Consider the following 16,261-nt stretch of genomic DNA (forward strand, 5'->3'; position numbering starts at 1 on the left):
ATCAATTGGAGAAAGTGGACATTTTTAAGGACATAGCCGAGCGTACCGGCGGGGATATTTACCTCGGGGTCGTCGGTGCGGTCCGCACAGGGAAATCGACGTTCATCAAACGATTTATGGAAACGGTCGTATTGCCTAATATCACGAATGAATCCGACCGCATTCGCGCAGTTGACGAATTGCCGCAAAGCGCAGCAGGTAAGACCATTATGACGACCGAACCCAAATTCGTTCCGAATAATGCAGTTCAAATTAAAGTAGCGGAAGGCTTGGATGTTAACGTTCGTCTAGTGGATTGTGTTGGCTATGCGGTAACCGGAGCCAAAGGCTACGAGGATGAGAATGGCCCGCGCATGATTAATACGCCGTGGTTCGAGGAGCCGATTCCATTCCAGGAAGCGGCCGAAATCGGGACACGCAAAGTCATTCAAGAGCACTCCACATTGGGCGTTGTTGTGACGACTGATGGTACGATTGCTGAGATTCCTCGAAGCTCGTATATCGAATCCGAGGAGCGCGTCATTCAAGAGTTAAAGGAAGTTGGCAAGCCATTCGTACTGATTATTAACTCGACGAAGCCTCGCAGTGATGAGACGATTGCACTCCGCAATGAGCTGCAGATTAAATATGACATCCCAGTAATGGCGCTCAGTGCAGCGACGATGGGCGAAGAAGATGTAATGGGCGTTCTTCGTGAAGTTCTGTATGAATTCCCAGTACATGAAGTCAACGTGAATCTTCCGAGCTGGGTTATGGTTCTGAACGATACTCATTGGCTGCGCTCCAGCTATGAGTCGTCGGTACGGGATACAGTCAAAGATATTAGACGCCTGCGGGATGTTGATCGTGTTGTGCAGCAATTTATGGAGTACGACTTTATTGCCCGAGCTGGTTTGAGCGGCATGGACATGGGTCAAGGTGTTGCTGAGATTGATTTGTACGCGCCGGACGAATTGTACGACCAAATTCTGATGGAAGTGGTCGGGGTAGAAATACGAGGCAAGGATCACTTGCTTCAGTTGATGCAGGAATTCGCACATGCGAAGCGGGAATATGACCGATTCGCGGATGCGCTTGAAATGGTGAAGACAACTGGCTATGGCATTGCAGCGCCTACCTTGAACGAAATGGCTCTCGATGAGCCTGAGCTGATTAGACAAGGCTCACGCTTCGGGGTACGGCTCAAAGCAACTGCTCCTTCCATTCATATGATTCGTGTCGATGTTGAATCGGAATTCGCTCCGATTATCGGAACGGAGAAGCAGAGCGAAGAGCTGATGCGCTACTTGATGCAGGACTTTGAAAACGATCCAACGAAGATTTGGGAATCTGATATTTTCGGCAGATCCCTGCATTCCATCGTTCGCGAAGGCATACAAGGCAAAATCGCCATGATGCCAGACAACGCTCGCTACAAGCTTCAAGAGACATTGGGTCGGATCATCAACGAAGGCTCAGGTGGATTAATCGCCATCATATTGTAATCGGATTGCAAGGAAGCCTAAGTCGCTATTCCAGATTGGATTAGCCACTTAGGCTTTTTGTATGTTCCTGTAAAAATTCATCGATCTTTTATTGCTAAATCAATTTACAGACTCGAAGGAAGCGGGTATATTTAAGAATAATGCCGGTAACGGTAAAAAGTGGGATTTATTCGTCATGGAGAAATCGAATGGATCAGTAAAGTTAAGAGGCGGGATAGAGATGAGCAGCGTATGGAAAACGCAAGGAGTATCAAACTTACGTTCCGCGCATGTCTCCGATACGGAAGCGGCAGGCGATTGTCAATTTGAAGCGGATTCAAATTTGTACATGCTTGGAATTACAAAATCGTATAACGGGCTATCTGTTCTGAAGCAAGTCAACTTTACTGCATCTAGCGGAGAAATTCACGCTCTTGTTGGCTCTAATGGAGCGGGGAAGAGTACGTTGATGAATATATTGTCAGGCGCATGCCGATCCGATGTCGGAGTCATCCAGTTAGGAAGCGAGCAATTATCAATTCATTCACCTGCTGATGCGAAGAAACAGGGAATTCATTGTGTATATCAAGAGGTAGATGTGGCACTTGTTCCCAAGCTTACAGTAGCAGAGAATATTATGATGGATGACTTTAGCATGGGGAGAAGTTCTTGCTGGATTCGCCCTGCACATCTGAAGAAGAGGGCTGAGAGCATCATGGATGCTATCGGCCTGTCGATCTCGCCTTCGCTGCGTATGGAGGAGTGCACATTAGCGGAGAAGCAGATGGTGCTTATATCGCGAATATTATTGAATGAAGCTAAGATTGTCATATTTGACGAACCAACTGCATCCCTTAGCTTTGAGGAGTCAGAGCGGTTATTTACGATTATGCATACACTTCGAGATCAAGGAGTTATCGTTCTATTTATTACTCATCGCCTGGCTGAAGTGTTTCATCATTGTGATCGTATCTCTATCTTGCGTGACGGTGAATTGGTTCACAGTTCGCTAATCTCTGATATTTGCCCCAAGGAAGCAATTCAATATATGCTGGATAAAACCATAGAAGAAGAACCCGGTGTACATTCCTCTGTTCGTGAAGAGGTTCTGCTTACTGTGAAGGGAATCTCTTGCGGACAGAAGCTTAAAAATGTAAACTTCGAATTGAGACGCGGGGAAATTCTTGTATTTGTGGGGCTGATAGGAGCAGGGAAGACGAAGCTGGCTCGGATTCTTGGAGGGGCGGAGCTGTGCGATGGTGGAGAGATAACGTTGAATGGAGAAGTGCTTCAGCCGCGTTCTATTCGTGATGCGATTCGTGCGGGCATCGTGCTTGTTCCCGAGGAGCGACGCAAATATAGCTTATTTATGGATGAGTCGTTACAGAGCAATTTATGTATCTCTACATTGCCAAAGTACTGCACAGCGGGTTTCGTATCAACCACGCGAGAGCGGCTGTCAGCAGAGAGCGTGATCGAGCGGCTTAATATCAAGACCGCTTCTGTGAAGCAGAAAGTGAGACATTTAAGTGGAGGCAACCAGCAGAAGGTTGCCATAGGGAAATGGCTTGGCACTGATGCGCATGTATTTGTCTTAGATGAACCTATGAATGGGATCGATGTCGGTGCGAAAAATGAGATTTTCCGCATCATTGGACAATTGTCAGAGGAAGGAAGAGGAATCATTTACTTCACTAGCGACATGTATGAAGCGTCAATGGTTGGCGACCGCATTGTTGTTATGTATGACGGGGAAATGGTGCGGCTATTTGAGCGAGGAGAGGCTTCGGAAGAGCAGTTATTGTTCTATGCTTCAGCTGGTGGCAGGCTGCAAGATGTTGAAGATAGAGTGAAGGGAATATCAGATAAACAGTAGGGGAAACACATAAGCTTATCGTTGTTCTTCAGTCCCTACTTGCATTTGTAACAACGGTATATTACTATAAATTTGTTCTGTGAACCCATTTGGAAGCAGATTGGATATCGTATTGAACTGTTTTGCTGATGATAAGGTATAAATTCTAGAGAAACAGTAAAGAAAATGGATAACGATGCATACTTGAATCAGGAGGTGAACAGAATGAATAAATCTGAATTGGTAACTGAAGTGGCTGAGGCTACGGAATTGTCGAAGAAAGATGTGACGAAAGTAGTTGATGCTGTATTCGAAGCGATATCGACTGCACTTCAGAACGGCGACAAAGTCCAATTGGTAGGCTTCGGTAACTTTGAAGTGCGCGAACGTTCCGCACGCAAAGGCCGTAACCCGCAAACGGGCGAGGAGATTGAAATTCCTGCAAGCAAAATCCCTGCGTTCAAACCAGGCAAAGCACTTAAAGATGGCATCAAATAAGTGAACTTACATACTTTTGTCTAATAGGAGAACGCAAGTGAGGTAGAAGCCGCGACATGAATGTCGCGGCTTCTGCTCCTTTTCAGAGGGGAAGTTGTGGAGTAGGATACTCTAGATTACTCTTAGCTGCTCTAGTGCTCTGTGCACTGCCGCTGTAGGCGACCAGTACAATACGCTGACCACTTACTTGACTTAATTGCTCTTCCCACTGCTGAAGCAGCTGTAGCTGGTTAGATTGTAAATGTGCTGGGTGCATCGCATTAGCTCCTTTTAGATGAAACGTGCTACACTAGTAGTATGCCCGAAGAATGGTGATTCACATGGTTGACGCTGCAAGGAAGCCAATACATATGCAAGGAGGTCAAGCAGTTGGAAACACAAAATGACTTTATCGTAATAAAGGCCAAAGATCAGGGAGTTCAGGTGATCGGTCTGACACGCGGAACAGATACGAAGTTTCATCATACGGAGAAGCTGGACAAGAATGAAGTGCTTGTCGCCCAGTTCACGGATCATACGTCCGCAATTAAAATTCGCGGCAAAGCAGTTGTTATGACAAAACACGGTGTAATTCATACCGATACAGACGAATAGGAATGAAATTTTTTGTTTTCATGAGGGAAGCAGGCATAGCCTGCTTTTTTTCATTATAGACATGAGGTATGGACATACTCTGGAACGTCGACACTGTCTGTTATCTGGAGTGTTGACTTGATCTACAATATGTGGAGGTGCAAGGTTCAGAATGAAGAATATGCATCGCTATAGAACTCTGGTCATCGTGCTTTGCGTTACGATTATGCTTCCGCTAGGATTAGGGCTATTGTATTCACTGGGTGAGCAGAAGCCGGACGCCAATAAAGATGTGGCTGTATTTACCCCTTCACCACGCATGGTCAAGCTCACTTCCGAGGAGATCGTGGATTATTTATCAGAGCTTCCACTTCAATTGAAGTTTAGTCGGGTTACTTGGGAGTCAGATAAACTGGTGATTGATGTAAAAGTGGCTGCAACGATTGTCCATCCAGAAATTATTTATCATGATATCCATGAGCTTCTTCGCTTCGCCTTCATACAAACAAGCAATGTCGAACGTCTGCAGCTTCGTGTCGTTATACAGGATGACATGGCTAAAAAGAGATATGTATTGCTTGGTATGGATGCGCAGCGTTCTCAAGTAGACGTGGAAAGTTTGAAGCTTCTCCAGAAATCGAAAGGAACAATGCCGAAGGAGCTTGAAGAGGCATGGCGGATTATTTATACACCGCACTGGGAGCGTCAGTTTCCGGCAGTCAGATGAGAGTAAGGGTCTTGGTCATAAGAAATAGGAGAACGAAGAAATGTTGTCCTATCACTTTAAACATATGCTATAATGATTTAGATTGCGACATCCGTAAGGATGACTAACCGGTACAGTCGGAGGCAGCAGATGAATGGTTATCATATCTCGCAATTGGCTAAGCGGTATGTTGAACATGACATGATCCAGGCGCACACGGAACTGCCTGCGTTTCCTAACGCAAGAGTGGAGCTGATGTTCGCCTTTTTAAACCGCAGTAAGCCAATAGCGGAACATAGTGAATTATTTGCGCTAGTTACATCGCTCGTGCAGGTTGGATTAGACACGCATGATACGATTGAACTGGCAGCGGTGCAGCATAACGACCGCAACTTGCGTTCAAGGCAGCTGAAGGTATTAGCTGGAGACTATTTCAGCAGTCGCTTCTATAACCTGCTTGCGCAGCAAGGTCAGATTGATACGGTAAGGGCTTTGAGCCAATCCGTATGCGATATTAATCGTCTGAAGATGACGATGGTGGACAAGATGAAGCATTGGACAATGACCGCAGAAGAATATTTGCGGGCGAGCGTTACGCTGAAGAAGTCGTTGTTCCAGTCCTTCAACGCTCAGATGAATCAAGAAGACATCTCCACATGGGAGGAACTGCTTGATTCGTTGACAGAGCTCGAAGTACTAGAAAGAGAACAAGAGCGAGCGGATCATTTCGAACGATTCGAAGGCAGCTGGTCTTACTGGCATGTATGGCAGCAAGGCACAGATGAGGAACGAAGAAAATTGAAGCAGAAATTGGTTGACGAGATGCTCTGGAATGCGCTCATGTCCAAGTATGAGGTGAGGGAGCAGCTGGCTTATCAAGTTCGTGTATCACGGGATAAATTGCATACGCTAGCGGTGACATTGCCGCTTGATGAGAGCACCAGACAACGTCTTGACACATTTCTTGCCTTACCTCGTCTGTAAATGATAGTGAGCGTTCAACCTCCAATAGATCGACGATACGTTCGGCGAAGAAAGGAATAGGTGACAGATCGTGGAGACACATTCGCCTAAGACTGGCAAGACCAAAGAACATTATGTTCAAGAAGTATTTCAGAGCATAGCTCCGAAGTACGATATTATGAATGATATACTGAGCTTCAGGCGTCACAAGGCTTGGCGCAACTTCACGATGCGCAAGATGGACATGAAGCAGGGGGAGACAGCGCTTGATCTGTGCTGTGGAACTTGTGACTGGACGATTCAGTTGGCGCAAGCGAGCGGCACAGGCAAGATTACAGGGCTGGACTTCAGTTCGAATATGCTGGCGGTAGGTCAGAAGAAGGTGGATCAAACAGGCCTGCACAGCCAAATTGAGCTTGTTGAAGGAAATGCAATGGAGCTTCCATTCCCCGACAACAGCTTTGACTATGTGACGATTGGTTTCGGTTTGCGCAATGTTCCGGATTTTGAGCAAGTCATTCGTGAAATGCGCAGAGTGGTCAAGCCGGGTGGACAAGTTGTGTGTCTTGAACTGAGCAAGCCAACATGGCAGCCGTTCAAGGGCATTTATTATTTCTACTTCCGCCATGTGCTGCCATTGCTTGGCAAGCTGATTGCGAAGCGGTATGAGCAGTATAAGTGGCTTCCAGAGTCGCTTGTTACGTTCCCGGGCCGCAAGGAGCTAGAACAGATGTTTAGAGTTAATGGACTTGATCGCGTACAAGCGTATTCGTTCTTCGGTGGCATTGCCGCTCTTCACATCGGGACGAAGGGGAATGGTCATGCTTAAAAAAGTACGTATCTTCTTAGAAATGATTAAGTTCGAGCATACAATATTTGCTCTTCCATTTGCGTTTATGGGCGCACTGCTGGGAGGAATGGTTGTTCATCAACGCTTCCCAACGCTCCCTGAATGGGGATGGATCCTCATGGCGATGTTCGGAGCTCGAAGCGCGGCAATGGCGCTCAATCGGTTAATTGACGCTGCCATCGACGCGAAGAACCCAAGAACTGCAAATCGAGCAATACCCGCAGGATTGCTGAAGGCAGGAGAAGTACTGTTATTTACGGCCGTGTCGTTCGGTCTTTTATTTTGGGCAGCGGCAAATCTGGAGCCATTATCTGTATACTTGCTTCCGGTTGCCGTCTTTATGTTAGTATTTTATTCGTTTACCAAGCGCTTCACATGGCTATGCCACGTTGTGCTGGGACTTACGATTGCATTGGCACCGCTCGGAGGATGGGTGGCTGTAACGAATGGAATCGATTGGGCAGCTCTCACCTTTTATTTAACCGTTGCGTTTTGGACTACCGGGTTCGATATTATTTATGCATGCCAGGATTATGAGTTCGATAAGAAGGAAGGCTTGAAGTCGATTCCGGTACGTTTCGGAATTGCGAAGTCACTCTGGATTGCAAGAGGCTTCCATATTGCTACAGCGTTTGGATTTATACTGCTATTATTTTTAACTCAATTAAGCTGGTGGTATATCATAGGTACGGTTATTGCAAGTGCCCTGCTTATTTATGAGCATATGCTTGTGAAGCCGTACGATTTGAGCAAGCTGAATACAGCCTTCTTCACGATGAACGGTGTGCTCAGCATCGTTGTATTTTGCTTCACGCTTATTGACATGGTGGTGATGAAGTAATGAGTGCTGCATCTCGCAAGCATTACGTAGTTGGTATTACAGGGGCAAGTGGTGCTATATACGGTGTCCGATTGATTCAATGTCTGTTGGAAGCCGATTATGAGGTTCATCTCATCGTATCAGATGCTGGATGGCGCGTACTAAAGGAAGAACTCGGATGGAATGTTACGAAGCGTCAGCAAGCGATTGAGCTGGCATTCGGCGATTTGGCGGATCGGGTTACGTATCATCCGAACCAGGATATTGGGGCAAGCATAGCAAGCGGTTCATTTCGGGTGCACGGCATGGTGATCATGCCGTGCTCCATGGGAACCTTATCATCGATTGCACACGGCGCTTCCGATAATTTGATGGGGCGAGCTGCTGACGTTATGATGAAGGAAGGCCGTCCGCTTCTAATCGTTCCGCGCGAGACGCCGATGCATGCGATTCATTTGGAAAATATGCTGAAGCTTGCGAAAATGGGTGTACGTATTGTGCCGGCGATGCCTGCATTTTATTATCATCCGCAGACTCTGGATGACATCATTAATTTCCTTGTCGGCAAGGTGTTGGACTGCATGGATATCGATCACCAGTTGTTTACAAGGTGGGGGAATTCGGAAGTACAGACTGCCGAAGATTCGGATCGGCCGAATGGATAACACAAACATGTGGCCGATCTTTTATCTTTTCGTGTCTGTATTTTTAAATTGCATTTGAGTTGGGACTTATTGATCTTGAGGTTCACTTGGAACTTGGGTCGGAAAATACAGTTGGTTAGGTGAAGGCATGAAACTGTGGGACATTTATGCGACAATGAAACAAGATGTAGCGTATATTGAACGTGAATTGGAGCGGAACATCCGCTCCGATCACGAGCTCCTTACGGAAGCGTCGCTGCATCTGCTGAAGGCGGGCGGGAAGCGAATACGTCCGGTATTCGTTCTGCTTGCAGGGAAATTCGGTACATACGATATAGAACAGTTGAAGCGCGTTGCTGTTCCCCTGGAATTAATTCATATGGCCTCACTCGTGCATGATGATGTCATTGATGACGCTGAAACTCGGAGAGGGCAACTGACAGTTAAGGCCAAATGGGATAATCGCGTTGCTATGTATGCCGGCGATTATATGTATGGCCAAGCGCTGGTTGTAGCTACAGAATTGAAGCAGCCAGAGATTCATCGCATATTTTCCAAAGCAATGGTTGAAATGTGCATCGGTGAAATGGAGCAAATTCGTGACTTCTTCAATACAAAGCAGACGATCCGTCAATATATGCTTCGGATCCGTCGAAAGACAGCGTTGCTGATTGCGATTAGCTGTCAGTTGGGGGCGATTGCCGCACATGCAGAGCCGAAGATTGGTTATGCGCTGTATCGCTTTGGCTACAATGTGGGCATGGCATTTCAAATTCGAGATGATGTGCTTGACTTAACCGGTACTGAAGAGCAAATAGGCAAGCCGCCAGGGAATGATATTCGTCAAGGGAATTTGACGCTTCCAGTAATATTTGCGCTGCAGGACACGGAGCTTCGCGAGTCTCTTCTTCGTGAAATTGAACGTATCCGTGAGCGAAATGGAGATACAGATGTATCTGCTGCGCTCGATATGATTCGCCAAAGTGATGGTATTAAGCGGGCTGAAGAGATAGCAAATCGGTATATCGAGAAGGCGCTTGCGGTATTAGAGCATCTGCCTAACATCCGTGCTCGCCGCAATCTGCGCGATATTGCTTACTTTATTGCGAATCGTAATCATTGATTTGAACTATGGTGAAAAAATCGAGTGCCATTTGAAGAAAAATCTGGTATAATGCGTGTGTTGGACGACTTCACATTTGAGTAGGAGTGATCGTATGGAACGCACATTCATCATGGTCAAACCTGACGGAGTACAAAGAGGCCTCATAGGAGATATAGTAGGTCGCTTTGAGCGGAAGGGCTTTAAACTTGTAGCTGGAAAATTGATGCAAGTCTCGCGTGAACAAGCTGAACATCATTATGCAGAACATGCACAAAAGCCTTTCTTTGGCGAACTGGTCGACTTTATTACCTCTGGTCCAGTATTCGCTATGATATGGGAAGGTGACGATGTTATCAGCTTGTCACGCTTGATGATCGGCAAGACGAAAGTGACTGAAGCTGCACCAGGGACGATACGCGGAGATTATGCAAGTCATACGAACTTCAATGTGGTTCACGGTTCGGATTCACCAGAGAGTGCTGAACGTGAAATCGCAAACTTATTCTCAGAAGTGGATTCATTTCGTTACGAGCGGGCATTGGAGCCATGGATTTAATCGGCAGCCATGAGCGCGGCTCACACACGCAGAAACATAATAATTATTTTTTTGATTTCTGATGTAAGAGCTTACATAGGGCAGGACTATGGAAGAACGCGGCGAATAGTAATATTCGACCGTGTTTTTTTATGTTGCGGTGTTGCTGAGCGATCTTGGGCTATGCTTGTTGTCGATCAGGAACTCAGTTGCAGCATATATACGAACTTAGAAGGTGTGAGCACAATTGTCAGAGCGCAAGACGACCTTATGGGATGCAGCCACCATTTTCCCTGCTGCTAATGGATTCGGCCAAGGGACAGCCGTGGATCATGGAGATGATCAAGATTATGCGGATTTTGTCCAATATTTCCGATCAACTACAGGCATCGATTTATCACAGTATAAGGAGACCCAGATGCGTAGACGCTTGTCTACGTTACGAATGAAGAATGGCTACTCGACATTTGCCTCCTATGCCAAGGCGATGAGTGCTAATTCTTCGTTATTTGATGAAATGCTGGATCGCATGACGATCAATGTATCTGAATTTTGGCGTAATCCGCTGCGTTGGGATACCCTGCGCACTCGTGTGCTTCCAGAGCTGTCGCAGCGAACGCGCCAGCTGAAGTGCTGGAGTGCCGCTTGCTCGACAGGTGAGGAGCCTTACACACTAGCGATGATTCTCGATGATATGAGCTTGCTTGATCGGACAGAACTCTCTGCTACGGATATTGACGAGAATGCACTTGCAAGAGCACAGCAAGCTTCCTATATTGAGCGCTCTTTGAAAGACGTTCCCCCATCATTCAAGTCAAAGTACTTTATGCAGCAGTCGAACAGTTTTCATATCATTGATCGCTTGAAGAAATCGATTCGATTCCGCAAGCAGAACTTATTAACCGATACTTTTGCTACTCAGCATGATTTGATTATTTGCCGTAATGTGATGATTTACTTTACGGAAGAAGCGAAGCATGAGTTGTATCGAAAGTTTGCCAATGCGCTTAAGCCGGGTGGGGTATTGTTCGTCGGAAGCACAGAGCAAATATTCAATCCACAACAGTATCAGCTTGAAACGATGGAGACGTTCTTTTATCGAAAATTATAGCTGTTCGAACTTAAAGAGTGTATTCGACTATTTCAGTCATACTGGAATTACATACCATCGAATGGCTAAATTGAACATAGACAGACTACACGTCGATAACGAAAGATGCGCCCTAATGCTTGAAACAAAGCGGCAAGGGCGCGTTTTGTTTTCTTGTCAAACGTTGCCTCCTATACTATAATGAGAAAAAAGTTAAGGGTTTTAGCCATTTACAGCATCACAGTTAAAGGGGGAGCAACTTGTGAGTCTACGTTATTTGACTGCAGGAGAAACACACGGACCGCAGCTAACTGCCATTGTTGAAGGGATGCCTAGCAACATGGTTATTGATTTCGAGCAACTCAATTTCCAACTTCATCGCCGCCAGAAGGGGTATGGCCGCGGCAGACGTATGCAAATTGAGAAAGATACAGCAACGATCGTCGGCGGTGTGCGTCATGGACGTACGACAGGTGCTCCAATTGCTATTGTAGTGGAGAACAACGATTGGAAGCATTGGACGAATATTATGAATGTGGAGCCGATTGAAGGGACAGATGAAGAGAAGCGACGTGTTCATCGCCCGCGTCCAGGTCATGCGGATCTGAACGGAGGCTTGAAATATCAATTGAAGGATCTGCGCAATGTACTGGAACGTTCAAGCGCTAGGGAGACAGCTGCTCGCGTAGCTGTGGGTGCAGTAGCGCGCCAGTTCCTTGCAGCATTCGGCGTCAAGATTGCAGGACAAGTTATTCGCATTGGTGAAATCGAAGCTCCTGATCACAATTTGTCAGTTGACGAGATTATTGAACGTACGGAGGCTTCTTCTGTTCGTGTGGTCGATACCGATACGGAGAAGAAGATGGAAGCGTACATCGATCAAATCAAAGGCGAAGGCGACTCGATCGGCGGTATTGTCGAGTGTATCGTGGAGGGACTGCCGGTTGGACTTGGGAGCCATGTGCAATATGATCGCAAGCTGGATGGACGCATTGCGCAAGCAGTGATGTCGATCAATGCTTTCAAAGGTGTTGAGATCGGTATTGGCTTCGAGGCAGGTCAACTGCGCGGATCACAAGTTCATGATGAAATTCTATATAGCGAGGAAACGGGATATACACGAGCTAGCAACCGACTTGGCGGTTTCGAAGGCGGTATGACGAACGGAATGCCAATCGTCGTGCGTGGGGTTATGAAACCTATTCCGACCCTTTATAAGCCATTGCGCAGTGTTGATATCGATACGAAGGAGCCGTTCACTGCACAAGTGGAACGCTCAGATGCGTGTGCAGTGCCGGCTGCGAGTGTTGTCATGGAGCATGTAGTCGCTTGGGAAGTTGCGAAGGCGTTCCTGGAGAAGTTCGGCGGCGATTCGATGGAAGAGATCCGCGCCAACTATGAGCACTATTTGGAACAAGTGTCCCGATATTAAAAGGGGGGAACGTCATGAGCAAGAATCTCACTTTAGATGCAGCAGAGCTTACTGTTGAACTAGGAGAACGCTCTTATCCAATTTGGATTGGCAGTGGTCTTCTCGGTCGAATCGGTGAGGCATTTCAAATGCGCAGCATTCCCACTCGCAGTCCAATTGTGATCATCACGGATGATCATGTGGCTCCGCTATATTTAGAGCGCACGGAAGCAGCACTGCGTGAGGCTGGCTATCAGGTTTCTTCCTTTGTAGTAGCAGCTGGTGAATCCTCCAAGTCGCTGCAGGTGTACGAACAGTGCATCACTGCAGTACTTGATGCGGGCTGTGATCGCCATTCTTCCATCGTCGCCCTCGGCGGTGGCGTAGTCGGGGATTTGGCAGGTTATGTGGCGGCAACTTACATGCGAGGAATTCGCTTCATTCAGGTGCCTACGACGATATTGGCTCATGACAGCAGTGTCGGTGGCAAGGTTGCGGTTAACCATCCGTTCGCCAAGAATATTATCGGGGCTTTCCATCAACCAGAAATGGTGCTGTACGATACAGCGACCTTGCTTACGCTTCCTGATCGGGAAGTCCGCGCAGGACTGGCTGAAATGATTAAGCATGGCCTTATCTGGGATGAAGAGTTTACAGCATGGTGCGAAGCACAAGCTGAACGCTTGCTGGCTAAGGATGAGGAAGCACTCACGTATGGACTGCTTAAGGGCTGCGCGATTAAAGCGCAGGTCGTCTCTCAGGATGAACGTGAGCATGATCTAAGAGCGATATTGAATTTGGGACATACGATTGGCCATGCTCTAGAGGCGGTTGCCGGCTACGGAGAATTGCTGCATGGCGAAGCCATCTCAATTGGAATGGTTGGTTCTGCGCGTCTTGCAGAGCGATTGGGTGAAGATAAGCAGATTGCTGTTCGAACAGAAGCGATATTGACGAAATACGGCCTGCCGGTGGCAGTGCCACAGCATATGAATTCGGATGATATTATTCAAGCCATGATGCATGACAAGAAATTTAAGGAAGGGCACACCGTATTTATTGTGCCTACTGCAATCGGACATGTAGAAATTCGCAAGGATGTACCGGTCAGCCTAGTACGAGATATCATCGAGGAGTTGAAAGGAGAGAAGGCGTGACCATGTATGCAAGAGGAATTCGCGGAGCGACTACAGTAACCCGCAATGATGCAGAAGAGATTCTGCATGCGACTACGAAGCTGCTCCAGGAGATAGTTGCCCAAAATACGGTTCAACCTGAACAGATCGCAAATATTTGGATCACGATGACAGAGGATTTGAATGCTACTTTTCCAGCACGTGCGATACGTGCCATGGAAGGCTGGGATCTAGTGCCACTCATGTGTGCCATTGAAATTCCAGTGAAGGGCAGTCTGCCATTGTGCATCCGCCTAATGGTAACGATCAACACGGACAAGGAGCAGCACGAGATTCGCCATGTCTACTTGAATGAGGCGATAGCTCTGAGACCTGATTTGTCTAGTAAATAGAGATGTGGGAAACCCAGTCTGAAGATCGTTTATGTCTGAAATTTAGTTTGCTGGATTGACGAAGCCGACATTTCCGGTTATATTGATATCAGCATAGTTGAGCAGAGTTGAGTTTGAGATTGAGATGAGTTGAGCTGAGACGAGATAGAATATGGACATCATGTCTATATAGGCTAGCGCCTATTGTATTTGCTGTACATTGATTTATTGCAGCGGCACAATGGGGGGCCTTATATAAGGCGATCCATATCCTCATGAATTGAATTACTCATCCACAATTTCATCGTATACCAACAAGCCTCTGCCTTGCGCAGAGGCTTTTTTTATTCGTACACGTTATTTTTCAGTAGTGCCTTTCATTCGTGATTCGCCTGATTCCGATAAGGCACTGCAACAAGCGTAAACAAGTGAATAAGAAATGGTTGGTAGACGCTCTCGTTCATCACGCGGTATGTAATCGTCGTAACGGCTGCATAACGAAGTTGAAAGGAGTGGAAAGCGATGTATCCCCAATTGGACGAAGTAATCCATCTCGCCCGGCAGTATAATGTCATACCTGTTGCCGAGACGATGATGGCTGATACCGAAACCCCAATTCGATTATTTCAAAGATTGCGCAATGAACCATATGCTTTTTTGTTGGAGAGTGTGGAGGGTGGCGTCCAATGGGCCCGCTATTCCTTTATCGGAACGGATCCGTTCTTGCTCCTTCAAGGGAAGAGTGGACGATTGCGGAAGATAGAGCATGGCCATATCACCGAGGTGCGAGAGCGCCCAATCGAGATGATGAAGCAATTGATGCATAAATATAGAAGCCCTGCGCTAGATGGACTTCCTCCAATGACAGGAGGGGCAATTGGCTGCTTCGGCTACGATTTGGTTCAGCAGTATGAACGCCTGCCGCGTCATAAGTACGACACGCTGCAAATGGACGACATCCGATTTATGTTCTGCGATCAGCTTGTTGCCTTCGATCATATGAAGCAGCAAATGCAGTTTATTGTGAACATTCATGTGGAACCAGGAAGTTCGGCAGATGTGATACGGCATCGCTACGAGCAAGCGAGAAAGAAACTGCGCAGCCTGCAAATGAAGCTGACAGCACCTCTAGTGAGCAACACCCGACCGGTACAGCAAGCAACAACAGCATCTGCGGCTGAAGAGGTACTGCAGGGGGTTCGATCCTCGGAGACGAAGGAATCATTCGTTGCGAAGGTGAATCGATCCAAGGAATATATTCGGTCAGGAGATATCTTTCAAGTGGTGCTGTCACAGCGCTTCGAACGGCAGACACAAGCAGACCCGCTTGATGTGTATCGGGTGCTGAGAATGACGAATCCTTCCCCGTATATGTATGTGCTCAAGACAGAGGACGACATGATTGTTGGCACTTCTCCAGAGATGCTTGTGCGCATTAAAGACGAGCGGGTAGAGACGCGGCCGATTGCGGGAACAAGACCACGGGGCGTCACTGCTGAAGCAGATGCAGCGCTGGAAGCAGATCTGATGCAGGATGAGAAAGAGCGGGCCGAGCATGTGATGCTTGTTGATCTCGGGCGGAATGATCTCGGCCGCGTATGCGAGTTCGGCAGCGTGCGCTGTGATACGTACATGAATGTTGAGCGTTATTCCCATGTCATGCATATCGTATCGAACGTTTCTGGCAAGCTTCGCAAGAACAAGGATTTCTTCGATGCCTTCCTCTCCTGCTTGCCAGCAGGTACATTGTCCGGAGCGCCGAAGCTTCGTGCAATGGAGATTATTGCAGAGTTGGAAGAAGAGTCACGTGGGATATATGGGGGCGCTATCGGATATTTAGGATTCAATGGGAATATGGATTCCTGTATTACGATACGTACAATTATTTTCCGAGGAGGCCATGCTTACGTACAGGCAGGTGCTGGTGTTGTATGGGATTCGGTTCCGGAGATGGAATACGAAGAAACGATTAACAAGGCGAAAGCACTGCTGCTGGCGATTCGGATGACAGAAGAGATGTTCAGCCGCGAAGGTGACGCTGAAGGGCAAGAGGACAGTGTCAATGAGAGCAAGCTAACGAACGCAGCTGAGGGAAGTACGGCTGGATACGCGGCATCCTATACTTCGATGATGCCGGCGAACTGGGACTATTATATCGGAACGGAAGAACGGGCTGCTTCGATTCCCGTCGCCGAAGGGAGGAATTTAGGATGACGAGCCAACTTGTAATCGGAAGTGCAC

The 16,261-nt window shown here is 47.2% G+C and carries 17 protein-coding genes; 16 read left to right on the forward strand and 1 reads right to left on the reverse strand.

Features of this window, described 5'->3' with window-relative positions; genetic code table 11:
• Nucleotides 1–5 precede the first annotated feature (5 nt).
• The 3 genes from spoIVA to PBN151_RS05120 all read left to right on the forward strand — a co-directional run bounded on the left by spoIVA (nucleotide 6) and on the right by PBN151_RS05120 (nucleotide 3,816).
• Complete coding sequence (gene spoIVA, locus PBN151_RS05110) at nucleotides 6–1,484, forward strand: stage IV sporulation protein A (RefSeq protein WP_021252893.1); 1,479 nt, start codon at nucleotides 6–8, stop codon at nucleotides 1,482–1,484.
• A 91-nt stretch (nucleotides 1,485–1,575) separates the two neighbouring features.
• Nucleotides 1,576–3,339, forward strand: coding sequence for a sugar ABC transporter ATP-binding protein (locus tag PBN151_RS05115; protein ID WP_370510402.1), 1,764 nt, complete (start codon nucleotides 1,576–1,578; stop codon nucleotides 3,337–3,339).
• A gap of 204 nt (nucleotides 3,340–3,543) precedes the next feature.
• Nucleotides 3,544–3,816, forward strand: a complete 273-nt coding sequence (locus PBN151_RS05120) for an HU family DNA-binding protein (protein ID WP_021254695.1) — start codon at nucleotides 3,544–3,546, stop codon at nucleotides 3,814–3,816.
• Nucleotides 3,817–3,898: 82 nt separating this feature from the next.
• On the opposite strand, the gene PBN151_RS31000 is transcribed toward PBN151_RS05120, so the two are convergent.
• The gene (locus tag PBN151_RS31000; RefSeq protein WP_175560611.1) at nucleotides 3,899–4,072 is read right to left on the reverse strand and encodes a hypothetical protein; all 174 of its coding nucleotides are present in this window, start codon (nucleotides 4,070–4,072) and stop codon (nucleotides 3,899–3,901) included.
• Between the two features lie 113 nt (nucleotides 4,073–4,185).
• Here PBN151_RS31000 and mtrB point away from each other — a divergent pair, with 113 nt between their 5' ends.
• The 13 genes from mtrB to trpE all read left to right on the forward strand — a co-directional run bounded on the left by mtrB (nucleotide 4,186) and on the right by trpE (nucleotide 16,234).
• Nucleotides 4,186–4,410 carry a trp RNA-binding attenuation protein MtrB gene (mtrB, locus tag PBN151_RS05125; RefSeq protein WP_021254694.1) on the forward strand — a complete coding sequence of 75 codons (225 nt, stop codon included), beginning with the start codon at nucleotides 4,186–4,188 and terminating at the stop codon, nucleotides 4,408–4,410.
• A 151-nt stretch (nucleotides 4,411–4,561) separates the two neighbouring features.
• Complete coding sequence (locus tag PBN151_RS05130) at nucleotides 4,562–5,116, forward strand: hypothetical protein (RefSeq protein ID WP_072727943.1); 555 nt, start codon at nucleotides 4,562–4,564, stop codon at nucleotides 5,114–5,116.
• A 99-nt stretch (nucleotides 5,117–5,215) separates the two neighbouring features.
• Nucleotides 5,216–6,079, forward strand: coding sequence for a heptaprenyl diphosphate synthase component 1 (locus tag PBN151_RS05135; RefSeq protein ID WP_227774407.1), 864 nt, complete (start codon nucleotides 5,216–5,218; stop codon nucleotides 6,077–6,079).
• A 70-nt stretch (nucleotides 6,080–6,149) separates the two neighbouring features.
• Nucleotides 6,150–6,887, forward strand: a complete 738-nt coding sequence (locus PBN151_RS05140) for a demethylmenaquinone methyltransferase (RefSeq protein WP_021254691.1) — start codon at nucleotides 6,150–6,152, stop codon at nucleotides 6,885–6,887.
• Nucleotides 6,880–7,749: a UbiA-like polyprenyltransferase gene (locus PBN151_RS05145; protein WP_021254690.1), complete on the forward strand. Its 870-nt coding sequence runs from the start codon at nucleotides 6,880–6,882 to the stop codon at nucleotides 7,747–7,749. Before PBN151_RS05140 ends, PBN151_RS05145 begins: the two co-directional genes overlap by 8 nt.
• The gene (locus PBN151_RS05150) at nucleotides 7,749–8,393 is read left to right on the forward strand and encodes a UbiX family flavin prenyltransferase (protein WP_072727945.1); all 645 of its coding nucleotides are present in this window, start codon (nucleotides 7,749–7,751) and stop codon (nucleotides 8,391–8,393) included. Before PBN151_RS05145 ends, PBN151_RS05150 begins: the two co-directional genes overlap by 1 nt.
• Nucleotides 8,394–8,520: 127 nt before the next feature.
• Nucleotides 8,521–9,495: a heptaprenyl diphosphate synthase component II gene (hepT, locus tag PBN151_RS05155; RefSeq protein ID WP_072727947.1), complete on the forward strand. Its 975-nt coding sequence runs from the start codon at nucleotides 8,521–8,523 to the stop codon at nucleotides 9,493–9,495.
• Between the two features lie 94 nt (nucleotides 9,496–9,589).
• A complete protein-coding gene (gene ndk / locus PBN151_RS05160) occupies nucleotides 9,590–10,033 on the forward strand; it encodes a nucleoside-diphosphate kinase (RefSeq protein WP_021254687.1) in 444 nt (147 codons plus the stop codon).
• 265 nt (nucleotides 10,034–10,298) lie between these two features.
• Complete coding sequence (locus PBN151_RS05165) at nucleotides 10,299–11,123, forward strand: CheR family methyltransferase (RefSeq protein WP_275936809.1); 825 nt, start codon at nucleotides 10,299–10,301, stop codon at nucleotides 11,121–11,123.
• 241 nt (nucleotides 11,124–11,364) lie between these two features.
• Nucleotides 11,365–12,534 carry a chorismate synthase gene (gene aroC, locus PBN151_RS05170; RefSeq protein WP_072727949.1) on the forward strand — a complete coding sequence of 390 codons (1,170 nt, stop codon included), beginning with the start codon at nucleotides 11,365–11,367 and terminating at the stop codon, nucleotides 12,532–12,534.
• A gap of 14 nt (nucleotides 12,535–12,548) precedes the next feature.
• Nucleotides 12,549–13,670, forward strand: coding sequence for a 3-dehydroquinate synthase (gene aroB / locus PBN151_RS05175; protein ID WP_072727951.1), 1,122 nt, complete (start codon nucleotides 12,549–12,551; stop codon nucleotides 13,668–13,670).
• 2 nt (nucleotides 13,671–13,672) lie between these two features.
• A complete protein-coding gene (gene aroH, locus PBN151_RS05180) occupies nucleotides 13,673–14,041 on the forward strand; it encodes a chorismate mutase (RefSeq protein ID WP_021254683.1) in 369 nt (122 codons plus the stop codon).
• Between the two features lie 501 nt (nucleotides 14,042–14,542).
• A complete protein-coding gene (gene trpE / locus PBN151_RS05185) occupies nucleotides 14,543–16,234 on the forward strand; it encodes an anthranilate synthase component I (protein WP_072727952.1) in 1,692 nt (563 codons plus the stop codon).
• Nucleotides 16,235–16,261 lie beyond the last annotated feature (27 nt).

This window comes from Paenibacillus sp. NAIST15-1, assembly GCF_001894745.1.
GTDB classification, from domain to species: domain Bacteria; phylum Bacillota; class Bacilli; order Paenibacillales; family Paenibacillaceae; genus Paenibacillus_B; species Paenibacillus_B suaedae.